The sequence below is a fragment of the Acinetobacter sp. FDAARGOS_559 genome (genome assembly GCF_003940475.1).
GTDB lineage: Bacteria > Pseudomonadota > Gammaproteobacteria > Pseudomonadales > Moraxellaceae > Acinetobacter > Acinetobacter baumannii.
In genome coordinates this window covers 430121-454032 of record NZ_RKJG01000005.1, presented here as the reverse complement: position 1 = coordinate 454032, position 23912 = coordinate 430121, and the positions used below count along the sequence as shown (strand labels likewise).

General features: G+C 40.1%; 25 protein-coding genes. 21 read left to right on the top strand and 4 right to left on the bottom strand.

The annotated features are described in order from the left end of the window. The first annotated feature begins 211 nt into the window (after positions 1-211). The 3 genes from ftsB to EGS71_RS03630 all read left to right on the top strand — a co-directional run bounded on the left by ftsB (position 212) and on the right by EGS71_RS03630 (position 2314). Positions 212-601, top strand: coding sequence for a cell division protein FtsB (gene ftsB / locus EGS71_RS03640; RefSeq protein ID WP_000895054.1), 390 nt, complete (start codon positions 212-214; stop codon positions 599-601). After that, the gene (gene ispD / locus EGS71_RS03635) at positions 567-1283 is read left to right on the top strand and encodes a 2-C-methyl-D-erythritol 4-phosphate cytidylyltransferase (RefSeq protein ID WP_001216213.1); all 717 of its coding nucleotides are present in this window, start codon (positions 567-569) and stop codon (positions 1281-1283) included. Before ftsB ends, ispD begins: the two co-directional genes overlap by 35 nt. A gap of 350 nt (positions 1284-1633) precedes the next feature. Then, a complete protein-coding gene (locus tag EGS71_RS03630; RefSeq protein ID WP_002010081.1) occupies positions 1634-2314 on the top strand; it encodes a 3-oxoacid CoA-transferase subunit A in 681 nt (226 codons plus the stop codon). Here the strand turns inward: EGS71_RS03630 and istB are convergent. Beyond that, the gene (istB, locus tag EGS71_RS03625; protein ID WP_001053381.1) at positions 2267-3040 is read right to left on the bottom strand and encodes an IS21-like element ISEc57 family helper ATPase IstB; all 774 of its coding nucleotides are present in this window, start codon (positions 3038-3040) and stop codon (positions 2267-2269) included. The two genes, EGS71_RS03630 and istB, sit on opposite strands and share 48 nt — an antisense overlap. Continuing rightward, positions 3040-4065, bottom strand: a complete 1026-nt coding sequence (gene istA, locus EGS71_RS03620) for an IS21-like element ISEc57 family transposase (RefSeq protein WP_002009888.1) — start codon at positions 4063-4065, stop codon at positions 3040-3042. Before istA ends, istB begins: the two co-directional genes overlap by 1 nt. Positions 4066-4116: 51 nt before the next feature. Between istA and EGS71_RS03615 the strand changes: the two genes are divergently transcribed. From EGS71_RS03615 to EGS71_RS03535, 17 genes are all read left to right on the top strand, one after another. Then, positions 4117-4269, top strand: a complete 153-nt coding sequence (locus tag EGS71_RS03615; protein ID WP_002010363.1) for a CoA-transferase — start codon at positions 4117-4119, stop codon at positions 4267-4269. Between the two features lie 18 nt (positions 4270-4287). After that, positions 4288-4941: a 3-oxoacid CoA-transferase subunit B gene (locus EGS71_RS03610; protein ID WP_000121783.1), complete on the top strand. Its 654-nt coding sequence runs from the start codon at positions 4288-4290 to the stop codon at positions 4939-4941. A gap of 12 nt (positions 4942-4953) precedes the next feature. Next, positions 4954-6165 carry a 3-oxoadipyl-CoA thiolase gene (pcaF, locus tag EGS71_RS03605; protein ID WP_000172927.1) on the top strand — a complete coding sequence of 404 codons (1212 nt, stop codon included), beginning with the start codon at positions 4954-4956 and terminating at the stop codon, positions 6163-6165. A 2-nt stretch (positions 6166-6167) separates the two neighbouring features. Beyond that, positions 6168-7523 carry a 3-carboxy-cis,cis-muconate cycloisomerase gene (locus EGS71_RS03600; RefSeq protein WP_000080986.1) on the top strand — a complete coding sequence of 452 codons (1356 nt, stop codon included), beginning with the start codon at positions 6168-6170 and terminating at the stop codon, positions 7521-7523. Continuing rightward, positions 7520-8305 (top strand): 3-oxoadipate enol-lactonase, encoded by a 786-nt coding sequence (gene pcaD, locus EGS71_RS03595; protein WP_000814783.1) that lies wholly within the window; start codon positions 7520-7522, stop codon positions 8303-8305. The genes EGS71_RS03600 and pcaD overlap by 4 nt, the downstream gene beginning before the upstream one ends. 42 nt (positions 8306-8347) lie before the next feature. Continuing rightward, entirely contained in the window at positions 8348-9703 is a 1356-nt protein-coding gene (locus EGS71_RS03590) for an MFS transporter (protein ID WP_000168120.1), read from the top strand. A 15-nt stretch (positions 9704-9718) separates the two neighbouring features. Then, on the top strand, positions 9719-10132 hold the full coding sequence (pcaC, locus tag EGS71_RS03585) for a 4-carboxymuconolactone decarboxylase (RefSeq protein ID WP_000997505.1): 414 nt from the start codon (positions 9719-9721) through the stop codon (positions 10130-10132). 10 nt (positions 10133-10142) lie between these two features. After that, entirely contained in the window at positions 10143-10868 is a 726-nt protein-coding gene (pcaH, locus tag EGS71_RS03580; protein ID WP_000077912.1) for a protocatechuate 3,4-dioxygenase subunit beta, read from the top strand. Positions 10869-10882: 14 nt separating this feature from the next. Then, positions 10883-11512: a protocatechuate 3,4-dioxygenase subunit alpha gene (gene pcaG, locus EGS71_RS03575; RefSeq protein WP_001067202.1), complete on the top strand. Its 630-nt coding sequence runs from the start codon at positions 10883-10885 to the stop codon at positions 11510-11512. Between the two features lie 69 nt (positions 11513-11581). Beyond that, positions 11582-12409, top strand: a complete 828-nt coding sequence (gene aroD, locus EGS71_RS03570) for a type I 3-dehydroquinate dehydratase (protein WP_001986093.1) — start codon at positions 11582-11584, stop codon at positions 12407-12409. A 19-nt stretch (positions 12410-12428) separates the two neighbouring features. Next, the gene (locus EGS71_RS03565; protein ID WP_001094691.1) at positions 12429-13880 is read left to right on the top strand and encodes a NosD domain-containing protein; all 1452 of its coding nucleotides are present in this window, start codon (positions 12429-12431) and stop codon (positions 13878-13880) included. Between the two features lie 59 nt (positions 13881-13939). Beyond that, complete coding sequence (locus EGS71_RS03560) at positions 13940-15259, top strand: carbohydrate porin (protein ID WP_001134233.1); 1320 nt, start codon at positions 13940-13942, stop codon at positions 15257-15259. A gap of 82 nt (positions 15260-15341) precedes the next feature. Beyond that, positions 15342-17771, top strand: a complete 2430-nt coding sequence (locus EGS71_RS03555; protein ID WP_000004216.1) for a glucose/quinate/shikimate family membrane-bound PQQ-dependent dehydrogenase — start codon at positions 15342-15344, stop codon at positions 17769-17771. A 630-nt stretch (positions 17772-18401) separates the two neighbouring features. Beyond that, entirely contained in the window at positions 18402-18869 is a 468-nt protein-coding gene (locus EGS71_RS03550) for a DUF6438 domain-containing protein (protein WP_001211835.1), read from the top strand. A gap of 135 nt (positions 18870-19004) precedes the next feature. Beyond that, entirely contained in the window at positions 19005-19418 is a 414-nt protein-coding gene (locus EGS71_RS03545) for a YeeE/YedE family protein (RefSeq protein ID WP_000095340.1), read from the top strand. A 4-nt stretch (positions 19419-19422) separates the two neighbouring features. Continuing rightward, complete coding sequence (locus tag EGS71_RS03540; RefSeq protein WP_000789128.1) at positions 19423-19836, top strand: DUF6691 family protein; 414 nt, start codon at positions 19423-19425, stop codon at positions 19834-19836. A 4-nt stretch (positions 19837-19840) separates the two neighbouring features. Then, a complete protein-coding gene (locus EGS71_RS03535) occupies positions 19841-20707 on the top strand; it encodes an MBL fold metallo-hydrolase (RefSeq protein ID WP_001187024.1) in 867 nt (288 codons plus the stop codon). Between the two features lie 92 nt (positions 20708-20799). Here the strand turns inward: EGS71_RS03535 and pcaU are convergent, their stop codons facing one another. Continuing rightward, a complete protein-coding gene (pcaU, locus tag EGS71_RS03530; RefSeq protein ID WP_000030964.1) occupies positions 20800-21612 on the bottom strand; it encodes an IclR family transcriptional regulator PcaU in 813 nt (270 codons plus the stop codon). A 42-nt stretch (positions 21613-21654) separates the two neighbouring features. Further along, positions 21655-22575, bottom strand: a complete 921-nt coding sequence (locus tag EGS71_RS03525; RefSeq protein WP_001059556.1) for a LysR family transcriptional regulator — start codon at positions 22573-22575, stop codon at positions 21655-21657. Positions 22576-22663: 88 nt separating this feature from the next. On the opposite strand from EGS71_RS03525, the gene EGS71_RS03520 reads away from it, so the two are divergent. Then, positions 22664-23908, top strand: a complete 1245-nt coding sequence (locus tag EGS71_RS03520; protein WP_000462477.1) for an acyl-CoA dehydrogenase family protein — start codon at positions 22664-22666, stop codon at positions 23906-23908. Positions 23909-23912 lie beyond the last annotated feature (4 nt).

The following is a 23912-nucleotide window of genomic DNA, read 5'->3' as shown; positions in this document are numbered from 1 at the left end:
ATTGATTTATAAGCAGTTGTGTTCATAAACATTATTTTCCTTTCCAATTGAGTTGAATTTTGACAAAATGAAACATGTCACAATGGTCAATTTAAAGTAATATGACCATTCATCGTTTTGCAGGAACTTTGCAGGAATTTTGCATGCTGCTTGTAAATTGTCATACAATACAAAAACTTAATCAAAGTTTTTAATTAAAGCTCTTAATGCTATGTTAGAAGTATTTCGTTCCACTTCAAGCAAACTTATATTGCTACTGGTTATTGTTTTAGTGGCTATATTGCAATATCAGTTTTGGTTAGGTGAGGGTGGTTATTTTCCTCATCAAGCGCTTATGCAGCAGATTCAACAACAAGCCGAAGTAAATGACGAGCTTAAAGAGCGAAACCGTATTTTGGCAGCTGAAGTTTTCGACCTAAAGAATGGTACGGAGGCGATAGAAGAGCATGCTCGCCTAGATCTAGGTTTGGTTAAGCCACATGAGACATTTGTTCAAATGAGTACAATTAGTACCCATTACAAACCTATTTATATTGACCCGAACGCTAAAGTAGATTTGGAAACTAATGAGACACCTCCATCACCAGACATCCCAGACTAAATTATGGGCAGTTATCCCTGCGGCTGGTTCAGGAAGTCGGTTTTCCAAAACTGAATTAAAGCAATACCAATATATTCAAGATGCTACTGTTATAGAACATACGGTTAAGCGTTTAAGTCAGCTTCCGCTGACGGGTTATGTTTTGGCAATTGGAAAACAAGATACTTTTGCCTCAACTTTATCTTTTCAAGATAAGCATAAAGCGCATTTTTGTAATGGTGGCGTTGAACGTGTGCATTCGGTATTAAATGCGCTGAATTATCTATCACAGATTGCAGATGAGGATGATTGGGTATTAGTACATGATGCAGCAAGGCCTTGCGTGACTTTCGAATGCTTGAATACTCTTATTAAAAATGCAATTGAGACTAACCAGAGTGCTATTTTGGCAATTCCGGTACGCGATACGCTAAAACAAGTGAATCAGGAACAGCAAATTGACAAAACAGTGAGTCGAGAGCTGTTGTGGCAAGCTCAAACTCCTCAAATTGCTAAAATCGGAATTCTTAAAAAAGCGATAGAAACAGCGCTAAAAAATAATTTGACTATTACTGATGAGGCGAGTGCACTTGAATCTATAGGAGAGAGTGTACTGGTGGTCATGGGGCGTTCTGATAATATAAAAATTACTTACCCCGATGATTTAGAACTTGCTCGCTTGATTTTACAATCACAAAATTAAGATTTTATATACAGGATAGATGGTAATTTTTTACCTATAAAATAGCCTAAGTGAATATGGTGTTTCTACATATCTATCCAAAATAATTAGTATTTTTTTACAACTTGTATTTGTAAGATTGAATAAGTAATTTACTTAGATAATGTTCGATAGTCGAACAAAAAAATCCTAAATCGAACAAAACTATATATAGCTGACTAGATCAAAATCTGAAAATTATCAAAAATGTTTAAAAGGGAAATCTAAGGGAAACACTCGGGATTGAGTGAAATATTTATCTATTCTTCTCGCCTCAGTGTGCCTAAATCTCTTACCTCTCTCTTCTTCAATGAGCACAATGGAGTTGTCTAATGATTGACAAAAGTAAGTCCTCACTAAGCGAGGTTCTATCGCAGATTAAAGATGGTGCAACCATTCTGATTGGTGGTTTCGGTACCGCAGGACAACCCGCTGAACTCATTGACGGTCTGATTGAACTCGGTGTTAAGGACCTGACCATTGTGAGCAACAATGCCGGTAATGGGGATTATGGTCTGGCTAAACTGCTCAAAGCCGGTTCAATTAAAAAAGTGATTTGCTCTTTCCCACGTCAGTCGGACTCTTATGTGTTTGATGAACTATACCGTGCCGGAAAGGTTGAACTTGAACTGGTACCACAAGGCAATCTGGCGTGCCGTATTCAGGCAGCAGGTATGGGACTTGGGGCGGTGTTTACACCTACTGGCTTTGGAACACTTTTGGCCGAAGGTAAAGAAACCCGTCATATTAATGGTAAAGACTATGTGCTTGAGTATCCGATCAAGGCTGACTTTGCCCTGATTAAAGCTTACAAGGGCGACCGCTGGGGCAATCTGGTTTACCGTAAATCTGCCCGTAACTTTGGCCCGATCATGGCCATGGCTGCTGATGTTGTCAACGGCAATTTAAAACTGACCCCTTTTACCTTAAAACAGCAAAGTAAAATTGACCCCTTTGATGATTTATTAAGACTCAATTTGTGGTTGAATTCCTACTCTCTTTTTATCTTTTAGACGATAACTTTCCCCAGATATTTGTACAACATGACAATGATGTAATAAACGATCCAACATTGCTGCTGTCAAAGTAACATCATCTGCGAATGATTTAGACCACTGGCTAAATGGTAAATTACTGGTCAAAATCGTACTGCCTTTTTCATAGCGCTTGGCAATAACATTAAAAAATAAATTTGCTTCTTCACGACCAAATGGTAAATATCCTATTTCATCGATAATCAATAACTTTGGAGCAAGTACAACACGTTGCATGTAGTTTTTTAATTTACCTTGTTGATAAGCTAGGCTAAGTTGCAACATTAAATCAGCTGCAGTAATAAACTTAGTCTTAATATTATTCATAATTGCCTTATAGCCTAAAGCCATTGATAGATGTGTTTTCCCAACACCACTTGCACCAATAAATACAACATTTTCAGCTCTTGGAATAAAGCTTAAATTAAATAGTTCAAGCAACTGCGACTTTGGAGCACCTAAAGCATAATTAAAATCATAAGCCTCCAACGTTTTGATTTGAGTAAGACCTGAAAGTTGTAAAAGAATCTGTTGACTACGTTGCTGCTTGGCTGTGTATTCATGTAATAGCATAGCTTCAACGAAATCTGCATAACTGCCATCCTTTGCTAAGGTTTGTTGTGCATGATGTGACCATTGTGATGCCACTGTTTGTAGACCAAGCTGACGGCAAAGCTGTTCAATACGCTCATACTGTAAATTCATTAAGAAACCTCCAGTAATTCATCATAGATTGATAAGGGGTGTTGAACACTCTCATGAGGTATGAGTGATGATGGGCTAACATCATCAATTACAGATTTTTTAGAACCATCATTAAATAAAGGTAATGAAGAAAAATATTGTTGTTCTTCAAGCAAACGAGTACTTGGTTTTTCTTTAGTTGTTGCATGAATGCGTTGATTTGCTGTTTCACTAAGCCATCGACCAATATAGGCATTTGCCATATCAACATCTAAGCTAAGGTCAACCACCTTTAAACTTGCTTTTAATGGCACGATAAAACTTGATTTCAAATAACTATTAAAGCGTTCTACTTTACCTTTTGTTTGCGCACGATATGGCTTACAAACACGTGGTCGGAAGTTATATTTCTTAGCACAATCAAGTAATTTAGCATTCCAGCGATGTTGACCATCTTGATAAGCATCACGTTCAATCATAATGGCCTTAGCATTATCAAATAATACATCTTTAGGAACACCACCAAAGAACTGAAAAGCACTTTCTAAGCCATCAATCCATGCATCAGAACGTTCATGATCATAAAACTTAACAAAGGTTGCTCTAGAGTATCCCAAAGTTGCAACAAATGCTTTTAATGTGGTGTGATGACGTCGAATTTTTGTGAAATCAACCTGCATTTGTTGACCTGGTTGAGTCTCAAATCGCTTAATCGGCTCTGGTTGTTTAGTTGGCTTTAATGTATTGAGATAATTTTGTAGTGTTCTAATTTTCCCCGTGTAGCCTTTTTGCAAGATTTCTTGATACAACACTGCAGCCGGTATCCATTCTGGATCGGCGGCATTTACACGTTTGATTAAATACGGTTTATAAGGCTCAAGAATACTCACTTTAGATTGTGTTCGTTGATATTTAGGTGTTACTTGAGATCGTAAATATTTACGCACAGTATTTCTAGAAATACCGAGTTCGCGGCTAATTGCCTTAATAGATTGACCTTGTTGATGAAGTATTTGGATTGTCACTGCTTGCTCCAAAGTTAACATGTTGAGCAGTCCAAAAAGACCACTATATTAACCAAGGGGGTCAATTTTCAAATGCTGTTGGGGGGTCATTTTTACATTGCCGCTAACAATGTCACCATTGCCCAGGTTTCTGAAGTGGTTGAACTGGGTGGATTAGACCCGGAACACATCATTACCCCAGGTATCTTTGTACAGCACGTTGTACAAGTACAGCCCGCACAGTAAGCAATAAGGAGAAATAACATGAGCTACCAGAAACTCAGCCGTGACCAGATTGCACAACGTGTGGCACAAGATATTCCAGATGGTGCCTATGTGAACTTGGGTATTGGTTTACCAACCAAGATTGCCAGCTACTTACCTGCTGACAAAGATGTCTTTCTACATTCTGAAAATGGCCTGTTGGCTTTTGGCCCACCGCCAGCTGCGGGTGAAGAAGACCCTGAACTGATTAATGCGGGTAAAGAGTTTGTGACTATGCTTGAAGGCGGCAGCTTTTTCCACCATGGCGATTCATTTGCCATGATGCGTGGTGGTCACCTTGATATTGCGGTGCTTGGGGCATTTCAGGTGGCAGCGAATGGTGACTTAGCGAACTGGCACACGGGTGCGCCGGATGCGATTCCTGCTGTTGGTGGTGCGATGGATTTGGCGGTTGGTGCCAAGAAAGTATTTATCACTACAGACCATGTAACCAAGCAAGGTGAGCCAAAGATTGTGGCTGAGCTGACCTATCCGGTAACGGGTAAACACTGTGTTGACCGTATTTACACTGACCTGTGTGTGATTGATGTGACTAAAGATGGTTTAAAGGTGATTGAGAAAGTTGAAGGTCTTAGCTTTGATGAGTTACAGGCTTTAACCGGTGCAACTTTGATTGATGCGACTCAAGGGTAAGGAAGTAGGGAAATGACATTAAAAAACGCTTATATCATCGATGCCATCCGTACTCCATTTGGCCGTTATGCCGGTGGCCTTGCGCCTGTCCGTGCCGATGACCTTGGCGCTGTGCCGATTAAAGCGCTCATGCAGCGTAACCCAAGTGTAGATTGGGAACAGGTCGATGATGTGATCTATGGCTGTGCCAATCAAGCCGGTGAAGATAACCGTAATGTCGGCCGTATGTCAGCACTGCTTGCTGGGTTACCGTATCAGGTTCCAGCAACCACCATTAACCGTTTGTGTGGTTCATCACTCGATGCCATTGCTATTGCTGCCCGTGCCATTAAAGCAGGTGAAGCAAATCTAGTAATTGCTGGTGGTGTGGAAAGCATGAGCCGTGCACCTTATGTGATGGGTAAGTCTGACAGTGCCTTTGGCCGTAGCCAGAAGATTGAGGACACCACCATGGGCTGGCGTTTCATTAACCCTAAACTTAAAGAATTGTATGGTGTAGACACCATGCCCCAGACTGCTGAAAACGTCGCTGAACAGTTCAATGTCAATCGTGCAGATCAGGACCAGTTTGCCTTGGTGAGCCAACAACGCACCGCAAGCGCGCAAGCCAAAGGCTTTTTTTCTAAAGAAATCGTGGCAGTTGAAATCCCTCAGCGTAAGGGTGATGCGGTGGTGATTGATACCGATGAGCATCCTCGTGCATCAACCACACTTGAAGGTTTAAGCAGACTTAAACCTGTGGTTAAAGCAGATGGCACAGTTACTGCGGGGAATGCTTCAGGCATTAACGATGGTGCAGCGGCTCTGCTGATTGCTTCTGATGATGCAGTTCAGGCTTACAACCTAAAACCACGTGCCAAGATCATTGCTTCGACAGCTGTAGGTGTAGAACCACGCATTATGGGTTTTGCTCCAGCACCAGCCATTAAAAAATTACTTAAACAAGCCAACCTGACTTTAGAGCAAATGGATGTAATTGAGCTCAATGAAGCCTTTGCTGCACAGGCTTTGGCAGTGACCCGTGATTTAGGCTTACCAGACAACTCTGACAAGGTAAATCCAAATGGTGGTGCCATTGCTTTAGGTCATCCACTTGGTGCATCAGGTGCACGTCTTGTGACGACAGCTTTAAACCAGCTTGAACAAACAGGTGGCCGTTATGCCTTGTGTTCAATGTGTATTGGGGTAGGTCAAGGTATCGCATTGATTATTGAGAGAGTCTAATCATGAGCCAGTTATATGCCAGCTTGTTTTACCAAAAAGACGTCACTGAAATCTTTAGTGATTCATCTTTAATCACCTACATGATTCAGGTTGAAGTTGCGTTAGCCCAAGCGCAGGCACAAGTTGGCGTGATTCCTCAAAATGCAGCAAATACCATTGCCCAAGTAGCTGAACAGGCGTTAGAAAAGTTTGACTTTTCGGCTTTGGCGGTAGCAACTGGCTTAGCTGGGAATATCGCAATTCCATTTGTAAAACAGCTTACGGCAATTGTTAAAGATACTGATGAAGATGCTTCGCGTTATATGCATTGGGGAGCAACCAGTCAGGATATTTTAGACACAGCTTGTATTTTGCAATGCCGTGATGCGTTGAAAATTGTGGAAGGTCAACTTCAACAGTGCTACACCACAGCATTACAACAAGCTAAACAATATCGCCATCAAGTCATGATTGGGCGTACATGGTTACAGCAAGCTTTACCTATTACTTTAGGGCATAAGCTTGCTCGTTGGGCTTCTGCATTTAAACGTGATTTAGATCGTATACAAGCTATGAAGTCACGTGTGCTCACTGCTCAGTTAGGCGGTGCTGTGGGTTCGTTGGCTTCATTGCAAGACCAAGGTTCGCTTGTGGTCAGCGCATTTGCGAAGCAACTGAATCTGACTGTACCAACAAGTACATGGCATGGTGAGCGTGATCGTATTGTAGAAATTGCAAGTGTGCTTGGCATGATTGTCGGGAATACGGGCAAGATGGCACGGGATTGGTCACTCATGATGCAAACTGAAATTGCAGAGTTGTTTGAGCCAACCGCAAAGGGTCGTGGTGGTTCATCGACCATGCCTCATAAGCGTAATCCAGTTGCGGCAGCATCCGTATTGGCCGCGGCGAATCGTGTACCAGCACTGATGTCTAGCATTTATCAAAGCATGGTACAGGAACATGAACGTAGCTTAGGTGCGTGGCATGCAGAATGGTTAGCAGTTCCAGAAATCTTTCAGCTTTGTGCTGGAGCATTAAGCCGTACTGGTGAAGTTCTACAAGGTTTTGAAGTTAATGCTGAGCATATGCAACAGAACCTTGAGTGTACCAACGGGTTAATTATGGCAGAAGCGGTGATGATGGCACTTGCTCCCAAAATTGGTCGTTTAAATGCTCATCATTTAGTTGAAGCTGCATGTAAAACAGCAGTAGCACAAAATGAGCATTTGTTTGATGTTGTTAGCCAACTAGATGAAATAAAAGGGCAGTTTAGCCAAGAAGAGATAAGGAATATTTTCAAACCAGAAAACTATTTAGGCAATATTCAGCAACAGATTGATGCGGTTTTGAAAGAAGCACAAGGAGAGTCAAAGTGAAACAGACTATTAGCAATCGTCAAGGAAAACAGTTAGCAGTTTATACAGATGGTCTAAAAGATGCTCCTGTGCTTATGTTTTCTAATTCATTAGGAACAGACCATGGTATGTGGCAACCTCAGCTGAATGAATTAAAAAGTCATTTTAATGTCATTACATACGACACACGTGGTCATGGCGAAAGTGATGTAATTAGTGACACCACATTGCAAAACTTAGCTGAAGATGTTGTTGATATTTTAGATGCCTTGAATATTGAAAAAGCTCATTTTTGCGGCATATCAATGGGCGGAATTACAGGGCTTTGGTTGGGTATTCATCATCCAAATCGTTTTAATAGCATTACGGTTGCAAACTCAGCAGCCAAAATTGGTCAGACTGAGGCTTGGTTAAGTCGTGCTGAATCGGTAGAAAAAAATGGTTTAGCCGAGCTAGTTAAAACTACGCATACCCGCTGGTTCAGTGAAAAATTTGACTATCAACATAATGTGGTTGCACAGACAACGATTCAAAGTCTCGCAAACACACCAGCACAAGGTTATGCGAATGCCTGTCGTGCTTTAGCGTATGCTGATTTAAGAGATGAAATTGCACAAATTCAAATTCCAGCGCTACTGATTGCAGGAACAGAAGATCCGGTAACGACAGTGGCAGATGCCGAATTTATGCAGAAAGCAATTAATAATAGCCAGCTTGCAAAACTTGAAGCATCTCATCTTTCTAATATTGAGCAACCACAAAGATTTACTCAGGAATTGACTAGATTTATTCAGCAAATCTAATCGCTTAGTAATTTAAAAGGAATTGGCCTTAAGGAGGCAAATATGGCGTCTCAGGATTACGCTGCACCAAGCAAAAGTATCGATGCTCAAGCATTAATTAATGATGCTCCACTCAGTAAGTATCAATGGATGATCGCAATCATCTGTTTCTTAATTATTTTTACTGATGGTATTGATACTGCTGCAATGGGTTTTATCGCTCCAGCTTTGGCTCAGGACTGGGGCGTTGACCGTTCTCAGTTAGGGCCGGTGATGAGTGCCGCACTTGGTGGAATGATTATTGGAGCTTTAGTTTCTGGCCCGACAGCTGACCGCTTTGGCCGCAAAATTGTTTTAGCCTTTTCGATGCTTGTATTTGGTGGGTTCACCTTGGCATCTGCTTATGCAACCAACTTGGATAGCCTTGTCGTTTTACGGTTTTTGACAGGTATTGGGCTTGGCGCAGCTATGCCGAATGCGACCACTTTATTTTCTGAGTACTGTCCAACCCGCATTCGCTCATTACTCGTGACATGTATGTTCTGTGGCTACAACTTGGGTATGGCTACAGGTGGTTTTATTAGCAGTTGGCTTATCCCGACCTACGGTTGGCATAGTTTATTTTTGCTCGGCGGCTGGTCACCTTTAATTTTAATGATTTTAGTGATTTTGGTGTTACCTGAGTCTTACCGCTTTTTAATTGTGAAAGGCAAGAATCCAGAAAAAGTACGCAAAATCTTAAACCATATTGCACCAGCACAGATTCAAAATGCGACAGCATTTCATGTGCCTGAAGAAAAAACAGAAGTTGTTCAAAAGAAAAATGTCTTTGGAATTATGTTTTCTAAGCCATATGCCAAAGGTACGGTTTTGCTTTGGGTGACTTACTTCATGGGACTCGTGGTTGTTTACTTGCTAACAAGTTGGTTACCAACACTTATGCGTGAAACAGGTGCTTCGATGGAGCGTGCTGCATTTATTGGCGGTTTGTTCCAGTTCGGCGGTGTAGTGAGTGCATTGTTTATTGGTTGGGCAATGGACAAATTCAACCCGAACCGAGTTATCGCCATTTTCTACTTTGCCGCAGGTCTATTTGCAATTGCTGTCGGTCAAAGCTTAGGCAACTCAACCTTACTTGCAGTATTGGTACTTTGTGCGGGTATCGCCATTAATGGTGCGCAATCTTCGATGCCGGCGTTAAGCGCTCGTTTCTACCCAACGCAGTGCCGCGCAACTGGTGTGTCTTGGATGACGGGTATTGGGCGTTTTGGTGCGGTATTTGGTGCGTGGATTGGAGCTGTGTTACTCGGCAATGATTGGTCGTTTACCGCCATTCTTAGTTTATTACTCATTCCAGCGACCGCTGCTGCTGTTGCGGTATTTATTAAATCAATTGTTGCGCATACCGATGCAACTTAATAGAGGTCTATCACAATGAATGATGAACAACGCTATAAACAAGGCATTGAGGTGCGGACTGAAGTTTTGGGTGAAAAACATGTTGGTCGGTCTTTGCAGAACCTAAATGACTTTAACCAAGATTTCCAAAATTTTATTAGCCGTTATGCATGGGGTGAAGTGTGGTCTCGCCCAGGCTTACCACGTCATACCCGTAGTTTAGTGACTATCGCAATTTTATTGGCACTGGGCCGTGAAGATGAACTACGCATGCATTTACGTGCTTGTTTCAACAACGGTGTAACTAAAGAAGATTTAAAAGAGCTGATCTTACACAGTTCACTCTATGCGGGTTTACCTGCTGCAAACGCTGCAATGCATATGGCTGAAGAAGTCTTTAAAGAGTTGGGGATAGAAGTAAACCCAATTGCAGCGAAAGAACAGGATTAAGGAGATAAAGATGTCACAACATAGCTGGGGTGCTTACGCCCAACGTAATACAGATGATCATCCACCAGCGTATACGCCAGGTTATAAAACAAGTGTATTACGTTCGCCAAAAAATGCATTGATCTCAATTAATGAGACTTTAACTGAAGTCACTGCGCCGCATTTTTCTTCAAACCTGTTTGGCCCAAAAGATAACGATTTGATTTTGAACTATGCCAAAGATGGTTTGCCAATTGGGGAGCGTGTCATTGTTCATGGCTATGTTCGTGACCAATTTGGTCGTCCTGTAAAAAATGCACTTCTAGAAGTATGGCAGGCCAACGCTTCTGGTCGTTACCGTCATCCAAACGATAAGTTTATTGGTGCAATGGACCCTAACTTTGGTGGTTGTGGTCGTACCTTAACTGATGAAAACGGTTTTTATATTTTCCGTACCATTAAACCGGGTCCGTACCCATGGCGTAACCGTATTAATGAATGGCGTCCTGCCCATATTCATTTCTCTTTAATCGCTGATGGTTGGGCGCAGCGTCTGATTTCACAGTTTTATTTTGAGGGCGATACGCTCATTGATACTTGCCCGATCTTAAAAACGATTCCGTCTGAAGATCAACGTCGTGCCTTGATTGCACTAGAAGATAAAAACAACTTTATCGAAGCAGATAGCCGTTGTTACCGTTTTGACATCACTTTACGTGGACGTCGAGCGACTTACTTCGAAAATGATTTGACTTAATCGGGAGCACGAGCATGAACAACTGGAATTTTCAGGAATTAAAAGAAACTCCATCTCAAACAGGTGGTCCTTACGTTCACATTGGTTTATTGCCACAACAGGCCGGTATTGAAGTTTTTGAAAATAACTTTAATAACCAGTTAGTTAAAGACCAGACAAAAGGTGAGCGTATTCGTCTTGAAGGTCAAGTATTTGACGGATTAGGTTTACCGCTACGTGATGTACTCATTGAAATTTGGCAGGCTGATGCGAACGGTATTTATCCAAGTCAGGCAGATACGCGTGAGCAAAAAGCTGACCCGGCATTTCAGGGTTGGGGCCGTACAGGTGCCGATTTTGAAACAGGCGTTTGGAGTTTCAATACGATTAAACCGGGCGCGACAGCAGGTCGTAAGGGTTCAACTCAAGCTCCACATATTGCGTTAGTTATTTTCGCTCGCGGTATTAACTTGGGTCTTCATACACGTGTTTATTTTGAAGATGAAGCAGAGGCAAATGCTAACGATCCAATTCTAAATAGCATTGAATGGGCCCCACGTCGCCAAACTCTTATTGCAAAACGTTTTGAAGAAAATGGTGAAGTTGTTTACCGCTTTGATATTCGTATTCAAGGCGATGACGAAACTGTATTTTTTGATATTTAAGAAACACCTAAGGCTACACCTGATTATTCAAGGATGCGTGTAGCCTTTTTAAGGATGAACGATATGAACATGAAAACATTATTAAGCCTCAGTTTGCTTGCACTCCCATTTTTTACAGCACAGGTAAATGCTGAACCTGTTGCTTTAGCTGCTCAGACACAACCTGCCGCTACAGCCGTTAAAACGATTGTTCCGATTACCGCAAAAACTAAAGAACAAGCATTGGCACAAGCTCAAGTCATTGCAAATACAGCAGATGCTGATTTAGCAGAGTTCCGTATCGATTTATTAAGCTTTGCCAGCGATACAAAACAAGTCATTGCCTTAGGTCATGAGCTGAAAAAGATTTTAGGCAATAAGCCAATGATTGCCACTATTCGTACCAAAAACGAAGGGGGCCAGCTTGAAATTAGTGATGCTGATTATGGTAAGACTTATCAGGCTTATTTAAAGAATCCGTTCATGGACTGGTTAGATGTTGAAATGTTCCGTGATCAAAAAGTAGTTTCAGAAATTGTTCAAAAAGCACATCAAAAGAAAGTGCTCGTTGTCATGTCTAATCACGACTTCCAAAAAACACCAAGCCAAGATGAAATTGAAAAACGCTTGTTAAAACAAGATCAAATGGGCGCAGATGTTCTCAAAATTGCTGTAATGCCTAAATCTAAACAAGATGTCTTCACTTTAATGAACGCAACTTTAAAAGTAAGCCAGCAAACCACTAAGCCATTATTGACAATGTCGATGGGGCAATTAGGTACGATTTCTCGTGTTGCGACTGCCAATATGGGCGGAAGTTATAGCTTTGGCATGATTGGTCAGGCTTCTGCACCGGGTCAAATTGATGTAACTAAGCTCAAACAGATTTTACAAACCGTTCAACCAACAAACCCGTAAATCATAAGGATATGATGAAATGAATACATTACGTTTAATTACTCTTGCATTAGGTTTGATGGTTTCAGGCATAGCTGCGGCTCAAACTTATGTGGTTGACCGTTATCAAGATGATAGCAATAAAGGCTCTTTACGCTGGGCAATTGAACAAGCCAATGCAAACCCAAGCGAAGCTAGCGATATCTTGATTCAAGCAGTAGGCAAAGCACCTTATGCGATTAAATTAAATAGTGCACTTCCTGAAATTAAAGCACCCGTCAAAATCATTGGTACTCAGTGGGATAAAACTGGCGAATACATCGCAATTGATGGTTCAAACTATATTAAAGGCGAAGGTGCAAAAGCTTGTCCAGGTGCAAACCCTGAGCAGTACGGCACCAATGTACGTACTATGACTTTACCGGGGTTGGTATTGCGTGACGTCAACAATGTCACTTTAAAAGGTTTAGACATTCATCGCTTCTGTATTGGGGTATTGATTAACCGCTCGAGCAATAACCTGATTCAACACAACCGTATTAGTAATAACTATGGTGGTGCAGGTGTTATGTTGACGGGTGATGATGGTAAAGGTAACCCAACCGCAACTACGACTAATAACAACAAAGTTTTAGACAACATTTTCCAAGACAATGGTGATGGCTTAGAACTGACACGTGGTGCAGCATTTAACTTAATTGCGAATAACCATTTTGTTTCAACCAAAGCAAATCCTGAACCATCACAAGGTATTGAAATTTTGTGGGGTAATGACAATGCCGTAGTTGGTAATAAATTCGAAAACTATTCAGATGGTTTACAGATTAACTGGGGCAAACGTAACTATATCGCCTACAACGAAATGACCAATAACTCGATTGGTTTCAATATGACGGGTGATGGCAACATTCTTGATAGCAATAAAGTACATGGTAACCGTATTGGTGTAGCCATCCGCTCTGAAAAAGATGCAAATGCAAGAATTACATTAACTAAAAACCTGATTTGGGACAATGGTAAAGATATTAAACGTTGTGAAGCAGGTGGTTCATGTGTACCAGATCAGCGTTTAGGGGCAATTGTATTTGGAGTACCCGCACTTGAGCATGAAGGGTTTGTTGGTTCTCGTGGTGGTGGTGTGGTGATTGAACCATCTAAGCTTCAAAAGACATGTACTCAGCCAAATCAACAGGGCTGTAATGCTCAGCCGAATCAGGGTATTAAAGCTCCTAAGTTAACAGCGAATAAAGGTTCAGTTACAGTAGAAGTTAATGGCTTACCAAATCAACGCTATCAAGTTGAGTTTTTTGGCAACCAAAATACAGTATCAAAAGAAGCTGAGCAATATTTAGGAACAATAACAGTAGCTACAGATACCGAAGGTAAAGCAAAAGCCAATTGGAAACCAACAGTCAAAGTTGCCTCAATTACAGCAAATGTGACTGATCGCTTTGGTGCTACATCTGAACTCGGGTTTGTGCAAGTTAAATAACAAAAAATAAAGCGCCTCAAAACAGGGGCGCATTTCAGAAAAGACAAAAGGGACTTGAAATGCCAAATGTAATGAAATTGAGTATGCTAACAATTGCTATATTGGGCAGCCAATTTGCACTTGCAAATGAGCCGTGGTCACAAGACCGTCAATGGTTGCTAGGCGACTGGAATGGAAAACGCCAACAATTAGAGCAACAGGGCTATAAATTTACGGCTTCTATCATGAGTCAAGCTGCCACCAATTTAGAGGGTGGTTATAACGACAGCAATACTTTTGAAAATGCCGCACAACTTTCTTTAGGTGCCAACTTCGATTTAGAAAAAATTGCTGGTTGGAAAGATACAACAGCGAGCCTAGTCGTGACTAAACGTGACGGTAATGCATTAACTCTTGAGCGTATTAAAGACCCACGTTCTAGCCAATTGGGCAATGCTCAAGAAATTTATGGTCGCGGGAAAATTTGGCGTTTATCCCAAGCATGGGTGAAGAAGGGCTTTGTTGATAATACTGTACAGGTCAAATTTGGTCGTATGGGAATGTCAGAGGACTTTAATAGTTCTCAATGTGAGTTTCAGAACTTATTGCTTTGCGGTGGGCAGTTAGGAAAATCAATTGGTTCAATTTGGTATAACTCACCAGTCGGTGTTTGGGCTGCAAACGTTAAATATCAGTTTGCACCTGAGTGGACTTTAGGTGTTGGTGTGTATGAGGTCAATCCAGACAATATTAAAACCGAATCAAATAGTGATGGTTTTAATCTGGATATGAATAACGTCAAGGGTGCTACCATACCAGTTGAACTTGCATGGAAACCAAAACTTGCTGCTTTTAATGGTTTACCGGGTGAATATAAAGTAGGTGCGCTGTACTCAACCGCAGAAGCAAATGATATTAAAACTGCGGGTAAAGTGCATCACGGAAAACAAAGCTTCTGGATTAATGCACAGCAACAACTTAGCCATGCCGGCCAAGATCCGAAACGCGGTTTATATGTAAGTTTTAATGGCGTTGTAAATGATAAAGCAACGACTTTTGTTCAAAGTACGCAACAGCTTGCTCTTTGGTATAAGGGACCGTTTGATAGCCGTCCAAATGATTCGATTGGCTTTGGTATTGCCAATTATGTAGTCAATGATCGTGCTAAAGATAAACAGATCGCGACAAACGAAAGCCGCGGATACTATAGCTATGATCCGATTGCATCTGACTATATTCCAATTCAAGACGACGAGTTAAATGTCGAGTTGAACTATACCTATCAATGGTCTCCGGCCGTCATGTTACGTCCAAACATTCAATATATCCATCAACCTGCTGGTGTGAAAGAAGTCGATGATGCTTGGGTGGCAGGCCTGAGTGTAAAAGTTAATTTTTAATAATATTGATGGCTGGTTAGACATAGTTTAACTGGCCCAAATGCTTGAACTATTCGGGTTCAGTATATGTGGAGTAGGATCTATGTCTGAGTCAGATTCTAAGTTTCATATCTTATTCAAAATATGGTGTTTTATTTTAGGTTTAGCTTTATTGGCTACTGGTATTTTTTATATCGTGGGCGGTGGAAAGCTAGTATCTCTCGGTGGTTCTTGGTATTTCCTTATCTCAGGACTGTTTATAACCATTTCAGCAATTAGTATTTTCCGGAAAAAAGCGCTGGGTGTCTGGATTTTTGCGGCTGTTTTTGTTGGTACCGTAATTTGGTCACTCATTGATGCTGGATGGGAATTTTGGCCGTTATTCTCGCGGTTAATGTTTCCTGCTGGTCTTTTTGCTGCGTTGTTATTTACCTTACCTTCAATTCGACGCTACCAATTTCAAACTAGTTTGGCATCTTCAGCCTATGCAGTAGGTGGCTTAGTCGTTGTGGGTATGTTAATTGCGCTCTATCAAATGTTCCAACCGCATCCGACAGTAGCAAGCTCAGGTGAAAAACTACCTTTAGTACCAGTTGACCCTGCAAAAAAACAGGTGAATTGGGAAAATTATGGAAATGATGCGGGTGGTAGTCGCTTTGTTGCTCTCGATCAAATTAACCGAGATAACGTTCATAAACTAAAAGAAGCTTGGCGCTTTAGAACAGGTGATTTTACAACGGGTAGCGGTAATGGTGCCGAAGATCAAATGACGCCACTACAAGTTGGAAATAAAGTCTTTTTATGTACGCCACATAACAACATTTTTGCCATAGATGCTGACTCGGGCAAACAGATCTGGAAAGCTGAGGTAAACTCAAAAGCCGATGCTTGGGAACGTTGCCGTGGTGTTGCATACTTCGATTCAACTAAACCACTGGTGCAACCAACTTTAGCTGGTGCAACTCCAGTCACTACTGTTGCCAACAACACAGCCTGTCCACGTCGTGTATATACCAATACGCCAGATGGCCGTTTAATTGCAGTCAATGCAGATAATGGTCAGCGCTGTGCGGACTTTGGTGTAAATGGAACGGTTGATCTACTCGAAGGCTTAGGTGGTGGGACTAAGGCTCCACGTTTTGAAGTGACTTCTGCACCAACTATTGCCGGAACAACTATTGTGGTGGGTAGCCGTATTGCAGACAACGTGGCAGCAGATATGCCGGGTGGTGTAATACGTGGTTATGACGTGATCACGGGTAAACTTCGCTGGGCATTTGACCCGCGTAATCCAGATCCTAACTATGTTCTTAAACCGGGTGAAACCTATAAACGTAGTTCGGCAAACTCTTGGGCTGCAATGTCATATGATCCACAAATGAATACGGTGTTTTTACCGATGGGTAGTTCATCTGTCGACATTTGGGGTGGTAACCGTAATCCGTTAGATCACAAATACAATACTTCTGTTTTGGCACTTGATGCGACAACGGGTAAAGAAAAGTGGGTATATCAAACTGTTCATAACGATTTATGGGACTTTGACTTACCAATGCAACCAAGTCTAGTCGACTTTCCATTAAAAGATGGTACGACTAAGCCAGCTGTTGTGATTGGAACCAAATCAGGTCAATTCTTTGTCCTTGACCGCATAACTGGTAAACCGCTAACTAAAGTAATTGAACAGCCAGTGAAAGCGGCAAATATTCCGGGTGAGCAATACAGTTTAACTCAACCACGTTCTGTTGAAATGCCTCAAATTGGTAATCAGACTTTAACTGAGTCAGATATGTGGGGTGCAACGCCGTTTGATCAGCTCATGTGTCGTATTAACTTTAAGTCAATGCGTTACGAAGGTTTATTTACTGCACCGGGTACTGATGTTTCATTAAGCTTCCCTGGTTCTTTAGGTGGCATGAACTGGGGTAGTATTGCTTTTGACCCGACACATCGTTACATGTTCGTAAACGATATGCGTCTTGGTTTATGGGTTCAACTCATTAAACAAACACCTGAAGATATTAAGATTCAGGCGAGTGGTGGCGAAAAAGTAAATACAGGTATGGGTGCTGTACCAATGAAAGGTACACCATATAAAGTGAATAAAAACCGCTTTATGTCCGCTTTAAGTATTCCTTGTCAAAAACCACCGTTTGGTACCATGACAGCAATTGACATGAAAACTCGTCAGATTGCATGGCAAGTACCACTTGGTACAGTTGAGGACACTGGACCACTTGGTATTAAGATGGGCTTGAAAGCACCGATTGGTATGCCAACTATTGGTGGGCCAATGGCAACTCAAGGTGGTTTAGTTTTCTTTGCTGCAACTCAAGATTATTACTTGCGTGCTTTTGATTCATCTACAGGTAAAGAGCTGTGGAAGTCACGTATGCCAGTAGGTAGTCAAGGTACACCAATCAGCTATGTTTCACCTAAAACAGGTAAACAATATGTAGTGGTTACCGCGGGTGGTGCACGACAGTCCCCAGACCATGGTGATTATGTGATCGCATATAGTTTAGAGAAATAATGAAAGAGGGCAAAAGGTTAAATTTTCTTTTGCCCTTATTTTTTTAATATCTTTTTTCTATTAGAGTGTTTGCGTAAATTCTGTAATTTTAGTGAGATAGCTTTACCAAATAGTAAAAAAGTGCTTGAAGTTATTGCTAAACTTAAAATATTCCTATAATTGATTCATCCTGAACACTAGATATAGCCGAACTATTAAGCATTTTTTTATAATGTTTTACCTATAAATAAAATTTCAAAATTTATTAAGTTTTGTTTAACTTAAAGTTGTGAATTTTAATTAAAAATAAACATTATTGAGTTTTTAACTCTAAAAAACAGGTTTTTTTTGTTGGAAAAACGAGCGTAAATATATACTTATATTATATTTAAATAATGTATTGCATTAAGATAGAATGGTCGGCGCAGGTTATTACTACCCAGTAATAATTTGTATTTCAGGAATTTAAGCTTTAATTGGCTTAAGGCTCATCTAACGATGGGCCTTTTTTTATGTGCTTTATATTTTAATTTTCTTAATAACTAAAAATAGCCTAAGTAATAGCAAATAATACTATGAAAAATGAGTCTTTAATGACAATTTGCATATGATTTGTTAGATTAATGCCACTTGATAATAATAGGTGATGTAATGAGATTTTTAGTTCTTGCAACTTTATCCGGTTTGGCTTTAATGGGTTGTGCTTCTGTTCAACAAGCACCTAATACACAAGAAACCATTCGTTATGCTTCTAGTCCATGTTTCGGCGCATGCCCAATTTACTCAGTAGAAGTAACACCTACAGGTTTAATTCGTTTTGAAGGTAAGCAATATACAAAAGCAATTGGCGTTAAAGAAATTCAAGGTAGCGTAAAAGATTATCAAAAACTTGCTGATGAATTAAAAACTTATCGTCCGCAAACAGGAACCCAATCTAAAACTGCAGGTTGTCAGCAAACTGCGACCGATATGCCTAGCTATTACATCACCTGGATTCAACCCAATGGTACAGAAACAAAATTAAGCCATTACACAGGTTGTATCTCTCCAGCAAATAATAGATTAAATAAAGTTATGGAAAAATTACCTGAACAATTAGGCATTAAAGATCTAATTTAATGATAAAAGCCCCAAAATCTTGGGGTTTTTTCTTGTTAAGAAGAATTATAAACTTAAAATTTTTATATTAAGTATTTCTAAAAGAATCAGCGTATAATACAGATTATAAAAACATATATTGTTAAGAGTGCTTATATGTCAAGTATTGTCTATGCCTTTGTGGGTGGTTTATTACTCGGTATCGCAACAGTTGGGTATTTATATATAAATGGTCGTATAGCTGGAATTAGTGGTTTGCTTGCTCAATTCATTAGCCCATCTAGAGATATATTTAAAAGTTCTGCATTCTGGTTCATTGCAGGACTCGTGATTACACCTTTTATATATGGTTATTTCTATCAGCCTGAAATCGAAATTAAAGCCAATTCATTTGTACTTATTCTGGCAGGGCTACTTGTTGGTTTTGGTACACGACTTGGATCAGGCTGTACAAGTGGGCATGGTATTTGTGGAATGAGCAGGCTATCAAAACGCTCAATAATAGCGACCGCAGTTTTTATGTTTGCTGGCATGCTGACTGTTTATACCATTCGCCATGTGCTGGGGTAATCTTATGAAAAATATCTTTGCTTTTATATTTGGTGGTTTGTTTTCATTGGGGTTAATGATTTCTGGTATGTCTAACCCTGCAAAGGTTTTAGGGTTTCTAGATATTTTTGGACAATGGGATATTAGCTTAATGTTTGTGATGCTAGGTGCTATTGCTGTGGCATTTATTCCGTTTCAAAGGGCTATTAAAAAACCAAAAACGATTTTTAATGAACAAATTCAATTACCAACAAATACACAGATTGACCAAAGGTTAATTGTAGGCGCTTTTATTTTCGGTATAGGCTGGGGAATAGCAGGTATATGTCCAGCGCCCGCTTTAACTCTTATTGGATTAGGGCATTTTGAAGCACTTTATTTTATTGTCGCGATGTTAGTAGGAATGTTTATTTACCGAATTTTAAATAAAGGAAATTAAAGATATGCAACAACCTCTAGTAAAAGATTTTTTTGATGAAAATACCAATACTTTTAGCTATGTTGTTGCGGATTTAGCGACTCGTCAATGCGCAATTATTGATAGTGTGCTTGACTATGATGCTGCTTCGGCCACTACAAAAACAACTAATGCTGATCTGATCGTCGATTATGTCTTGGCGCAAAACTTTAAAGTACAATGGATTTTAGAAACCCATGTACATGCGGACCATATGACTGCGGCTCAATATTTAAAATCTAAATTGGGCGGTACAATTGCGATTAGTCAAAAAATCTCGGTAGTACAAGAAACATTTTCGGCTATTTATAATTTTGATTTTAAGAAATTCAATGAAAATCAGCCTTTTGATTATCTATTTGAAGATTATGAACATTTCAAAATAGGGGAAATAGATGCCTATAACATTCCTACACCAGGGCATACACCTGCTTGCTTAAGCTATGTGATTGGTGATGCTGTTTTTGTCGGGGATACTTTATTTATGCCCGATTATGGTTCGGCCAGATGCGATTTTCCTAAAGGAAGTGCTGCTGCACTTTATGATTCGGTACAAAAGCTTTATACACTTCCTGACGATATGCGTATGTTTCTATGCCATGATTATAAGCCCGAAGGCCGTGACGAATATATCTGTCAAACAGATATAAAAACTCAAAAGCAAAGCAATATCCATTTAAATCGACGAGTTTCCAAAGAATCATTCATAAAAATGCGTCAAGAAAGAGATGCTACTTTGGCAATGCCAAAATTAATTCTGCCTTCAATTCAAATTAATATGAACGGTGGAAATTTTCCGGAACCTGAAGTGAATGGCATCCGCTATTTAAAAATCCCATTTAATTACTTTTAGAAATAGCCTAAGCATACATTCCGACCATTTTATTTATTCAAATAGCCTAAGCAAAAATAAAATTAATCTTATGGAAATAGCCTAAGCAAGATTTAAAGAACTTGTCTTAAGTCCCGCGAAGTCTCTTGCAATAAAGGCAGAATGTGTTGAACCAAATATTCTTCAGTTGTTTTCATGGTCGGAGAGACAATATTTAAAGCTGCAACCACTTTAAAGTCTTGTCCATAAATTGGTACGGCGAGCGCATGAACACCTAATTCGTGTTCTTCACGTGAATAACACCAATCTTGTTCTCGAATCTCTTGTAGTAACTCTAAAAATTTATCATTTTCAACATGTGTATATTTGGTTAGACGTTGAAGAGGATATTTTTGGAGCCAATCTAATTGTTCCTCTTGGCTTAAATGTGCCAGTAAAATTTTACCCGCCGATGTCGCATGAGCAGGTAAGCGGTTACCCAAATGCAAGCCATATGGATTTACACGGTCAGTTTGTTGGTGGGCAGCACTACGGGCAATGGTGATGGCTTCATAACCATCAAGTACCATCACTGAATAAATAAGGGAAGTCTGGTTAGTTAGAAGGTTTAATAAAGGCTGGGACACTTTTGGAAGCTGAGCTGCACCTAAATAAGCTCCTGAAAATTTAAGAACTTTCGGAGTTAAATAGTAATAGTGGCCATCTGACTCAAGATAACCTAAATATTCTAAAGTTAATAAGTGACGTCTTGCTGCCGCTCGGGTGAGCCCAGTTTTTTCAGCCGCCATAGAAATATTTAAACGATGTTGATTACTGCTAAAGCTATCTAGAATCGCCATGCCTTTACCGATGCCAGCAATGTAATCTTCATGACGAATCGTTTTTTTGTTGTCCTGATTCTGGATTATCCGTTCATCTTTACTCATTACTGGTCCTTGTACGATAGAAGCTTAGTAGATCAATTTGCTTTACTGAAAAAGTTTAATAATTTCATGTCGCAAAAATTGATGTCTTAAATTATCCCTTAAATCTTCGTGCCAAAACATACCCATTTTAATATTGGTCATCTCAAAAGGTAGAGAATGTAACCGAATCTTAGGGCTATAAGATAAATGCTGCAAAATCATACGAGGCATGGTCAATATTGCGTCGGCTTGAGCTCCCAAAACTTGTAACGCTGTTGAGTAGTTTTGACAGCGCATAAATACATTTCTTGAAATTTTCTGATGCTGGTTTAAATAAATATCTTCAAGTAAGGCACCCGTACGGCGTGATGAAACACCGATGTGTCGACCATTAATATAACGAGATAAATCGACTTCTTTAAGTGGGCTGCAAATGACGAACTCATCTGTGACCAAATGATCAAAGGTAATTTTAGGAGATAAGTATTGTTCTAGGTCAATCACGAAATCGAGCTGCTGCGTCGCTAAGTCCGCCATGATGTGTTTTCGATCTAGCTTCATACTGACAAACTGCAAATCTAAATTAAGATTTTGAAAATGTTGAGCAAGCCTTGGAAGAATAATCGGTTCAATCTCATCATGAACGGCGATTTTTAAGCTTTTTAAACTGGTTGGATCAAAGACATGTTTCTGTTGGCTAATATTTTGAATCGTTAAAAGTGCTTGCTTAACAGTTGGATAAATCTGTTCTGCAAAAGGCGTTGCAGACATTTTATTGCCTACACGTATGAATACATCATCTTCAAGTTGCTGGCGTAATCTTTGTAAAGCATGACTTGCTGCCGACTGCGTAATATTGAGACTGCTTGCCGCATTTGAAATACTTTTTTGCTCATAAATTGCGATAAATAGCGGATATAAATTGATATCAATTCGATGGAAAAAACTTAAGTCTAGGCCATGCAGGTTATGAATATTATTCATGAGGTATTATTTAATAAAATCATTTCATTCATATTAAGTTTCAAGTTATGTTGATGTAAAGACCAGATAATGATGTAAAGGAAAAAGAATGTTTGAACTCTCAAAGAAAGCTCAGGATTTTACCGAGCGAACAAGAAAATTTATTTTAGAAGAAATAGAACCTGTCGAGGCAAAATTTTGGGAAGAAGTTCACGAGTTAAATCCGGATGGAAACTGGAAAAAATGGCAATGGCCTGAGCTTTTAGAAACTTTGAAATCTAAAGCAAAGCAAGCTGGTCTTTGGAATATGTTTTTACCCGATGAAAAGCTGGGTGCAGGGTTAACTGTTCAAGAATATGCGCACATAGCTGAATTAACTGGCCGTAGCTTATTGGCACCTACCGTTTTTAACTGTAATGCACCAGACACAGGAAATATGGAATTGTTATGGCGCTATGGCAGTGAACAGCAAAAACAACAATGGTTAGAGCCTTTATTGGACGGAAAAATTCGTTCGGTTTTTTGTATGACTGAACCCGATGTTGCTTCAAGCGATGCAACCAATATGCAAGCGACTGCGCTCATCGATGGTAATGAAATTGTTTTAAATGGCAAAAAGTGGTGGTCGTCTGGTTTAGGTGACCCAAATGCTAAAGTCATTATTTTTATGGCGCATACTCCAGATGAAACCAAAGACCGTCACCATCAACACTCCATGGTTTTAGTACCAATTGATACAGCAGGTGTCAAAATTCAACGGATGTTACCTGTGTTTGGTGACTACGATGCACCGCATGGACATGGTGAAGTTCATTTTAATAATGTTCGAGTGCCTCTTGAAAACTTTATTGGTGGAGCGGGCCAAGGTTTTGAGATTGCACAAGGTCGTTTAGGGCCAGGGCGTATTCACCATTGTATGCGTTGTATTGGAGCTGCTGAAAAAGCTCTAGAACTTATGATTGATCGAGGTATGTCTAGAACGGCGTTTGGCAAAGAAATTTTAAAACTTGGTGGGAACCTTGAACGCGTAGCTGATGCAAGGGTAGCCATAGATCAAGCCAGACTATTAACCTTGTATGCTGCTTATAAAATGGATACTTTAGGAAATATGGTTGCTTTAACAGAAATATCTGCAATTAAAGTAGTGGCTCCAAGTGTATTAGAAAAAGTAGTCGATATGGCGATTCAGCTACATGGCGGTGCGGGCGTTTCGAGAGATACGCCATTAACGGGTTTCTTTGCCCAAGCACGCAGTTTACGTTTAGCTGATGGTCCAGATGAAGTACATAAAGGCATGATTGCCAAATTAGAGTTAGCCAAACGTGGTTATTTTGGTCGTCATAAAAAAGTATAAGTTT

What these genes read in the sequence shown, in the direction of transcription:
- ftsB (WP_000895054.1), top strand. Translation starts at nt 212, where the DNA reads ATGTTAGAAGTATTTCGTTCCACTTCAAGCAAACTTATATTGCTACTG.
- ispD (WP_001216213.1), top strand. Translation starts at nt 567, where the DNA reads ATGAGACACCTCCATCACCAGACATCCCAGACTAAATTATGGGCAGTT.
- EGS71_RS03630 (WP_002010081.1), top strand. Translation starts at nt 1,634, where the DNA reads ATGATTGACAAAAGTAAGTCCTCACTAAGCGAGGTTCTATCGCAGATT.
- istB (WP_001053381.1), bottom strand. Translation starts at nt 3,040, where the DNA reads ATGAATTTACAGTATGAGCGTATTGAACAGCTTTGCCGTCAGCTTGGT.
- istA (WP_002009888.1), bottom strand. Translation starts at nt 4,065, where the DNA reads ATGTTAACTTTGGAGCAAGCAGTGACAATCCAAATACTTCATCAACAA.
- EGS71_RS03615 (WP_002010363.1), top strand. Translation starts at nt 4,117, where the DNA reads ATGCTGTTGGGGGGTCATTTTTACATTGCCGCTAACAATGTCACCATT.
- EGS71_RS03610 (WP_000121783.1), top strand. Translation starts at nt 4,288, where the DNA reads ATGAGCTACCAGAAACTCAGCCGTGACCAGATTGCACAACGTGTGGCA.
- pcaF (WP_000172927.1), top strand. Translation starts at nt 4,954, where the DNA reads ATGACATTAAAAAACGCTTATATCATCGATGCCATCCGTACTCCATTT.
- EGS71_RS03600 (WP_000080986.1), top strand. Translation starts at nt 6,168, where the DNA reads ATGAGCCAGTTATATGCCAGCTTGTTTTACCAAAAAGACGTCACTGAA.
- EGS71_RS03590 (WP_000168120.1), top strand. Translation starts at nt 8,348, where the DNA reads ATGGCGTCTCAGGATTACGCTGCACCAAGCAAAAGTATCGATGCTCAA.
- pcaC (WP_000997505.1), top strand. Translation starts at nt 9,719, where the DNA reads ATGAATGATGAACAACGCTATAAACAAGGCATTGAGGTGCGGACTGAA.
- pcaH (WP_000077912.1), top strand. Translation starts at nt 10,143, where the DNA reads ATGTCACAACATAGCTGGGGTGCTTACGCCCAACGTAATACAGATGAT.
- pcaG (WP_001067202.1), top strand. Translation starts at nt 10,883, where the DNA reads ATGAACAACTGGAATTTTCAGGAATTAAAAGAAACTCCATCTCAAACA.
- aroD (WP_001986093.1), top strand. Translation starts at nt 11,582, where the DNA reads ATGAAAACATTATTAAGCCTCAGTTTGCTTGCACTCCCATTTTTTACA.
- EGS71_RS03565 (WP_001094691.1), top strand. Translation starts at nt 12,429, where the DNA reads ATGAATACATTACGTTTAATTACTCTTGCATTAGGTTTGATGGTTTCA.
- EGS71_RS03560 (WP_001134233.1), top strand. Translation starts at nt 13,940, where the DNA reads ATGCCAAATGTAATGAAATTGAGTATGCTAACAATTGCTATATTGGGC.
- EGS71_RS03555 (WP_000004216.1), top strand. Translation starts at nt 15,342, where the DNA reads ATGTCTGAGTCAGATTCTAAGTTTCATATCTTATTCAAAATATGGTGT.
- EGS71_RS03550 (WP_001211835.1), top strand. Translation starts at nt 18,402, where the DNA reads ATGAGATTTTTAGTTCTTGCAACTTTATCCGGTTTGGCTTTAATGGGT.
- EGS71_RS03545 (WP_000095340.1), top strand. Translation starts at nt 19,005, where the DNA reads ATGTCAAGTATTGTCTATGCCTTTGTGGGTGGTTTATTACTCGGTATC.
- EGS71_RS03540 (WP_000789128.1), top strand. Translation starts at nt 19,423, where the DNA reads ATGAAAAATATCTTTGCTTTTATATTTGGTGGTTTGTTTTCATTGGGG.
- EGS71_RS03535 (WP_001187024.1), top strand. Translation starts at nt 19,841, where the DNA reads ATGCAACAACCTCTAGTAAAAGATTTTTTTGATGAAAATACCAATACT.
- pcaU (WP_000030964.1), bottom strand. Translation starts at nt 21,612, where the DNA reads ATGAGTAAAGATGAACGGATAATCCAGAATCAGGACAACAAAAAAACG.
- EGS71_RS03525 (WP_001059556.1), bottom strand. Translation starts at nt 22,575, where the DNA reads ATGAATAATATTCATAACCTGCATGGCCTAGACTTAAGTTTTTTCCAT.
- EGS71_RS03520 (WP_000462477.1), top strand. Translation starts at nt 22,664, where the DNA reads ATGTTTGAACTCTCAAAGAAAGCTCAGGATTTTACCGAGCGAACAAGA.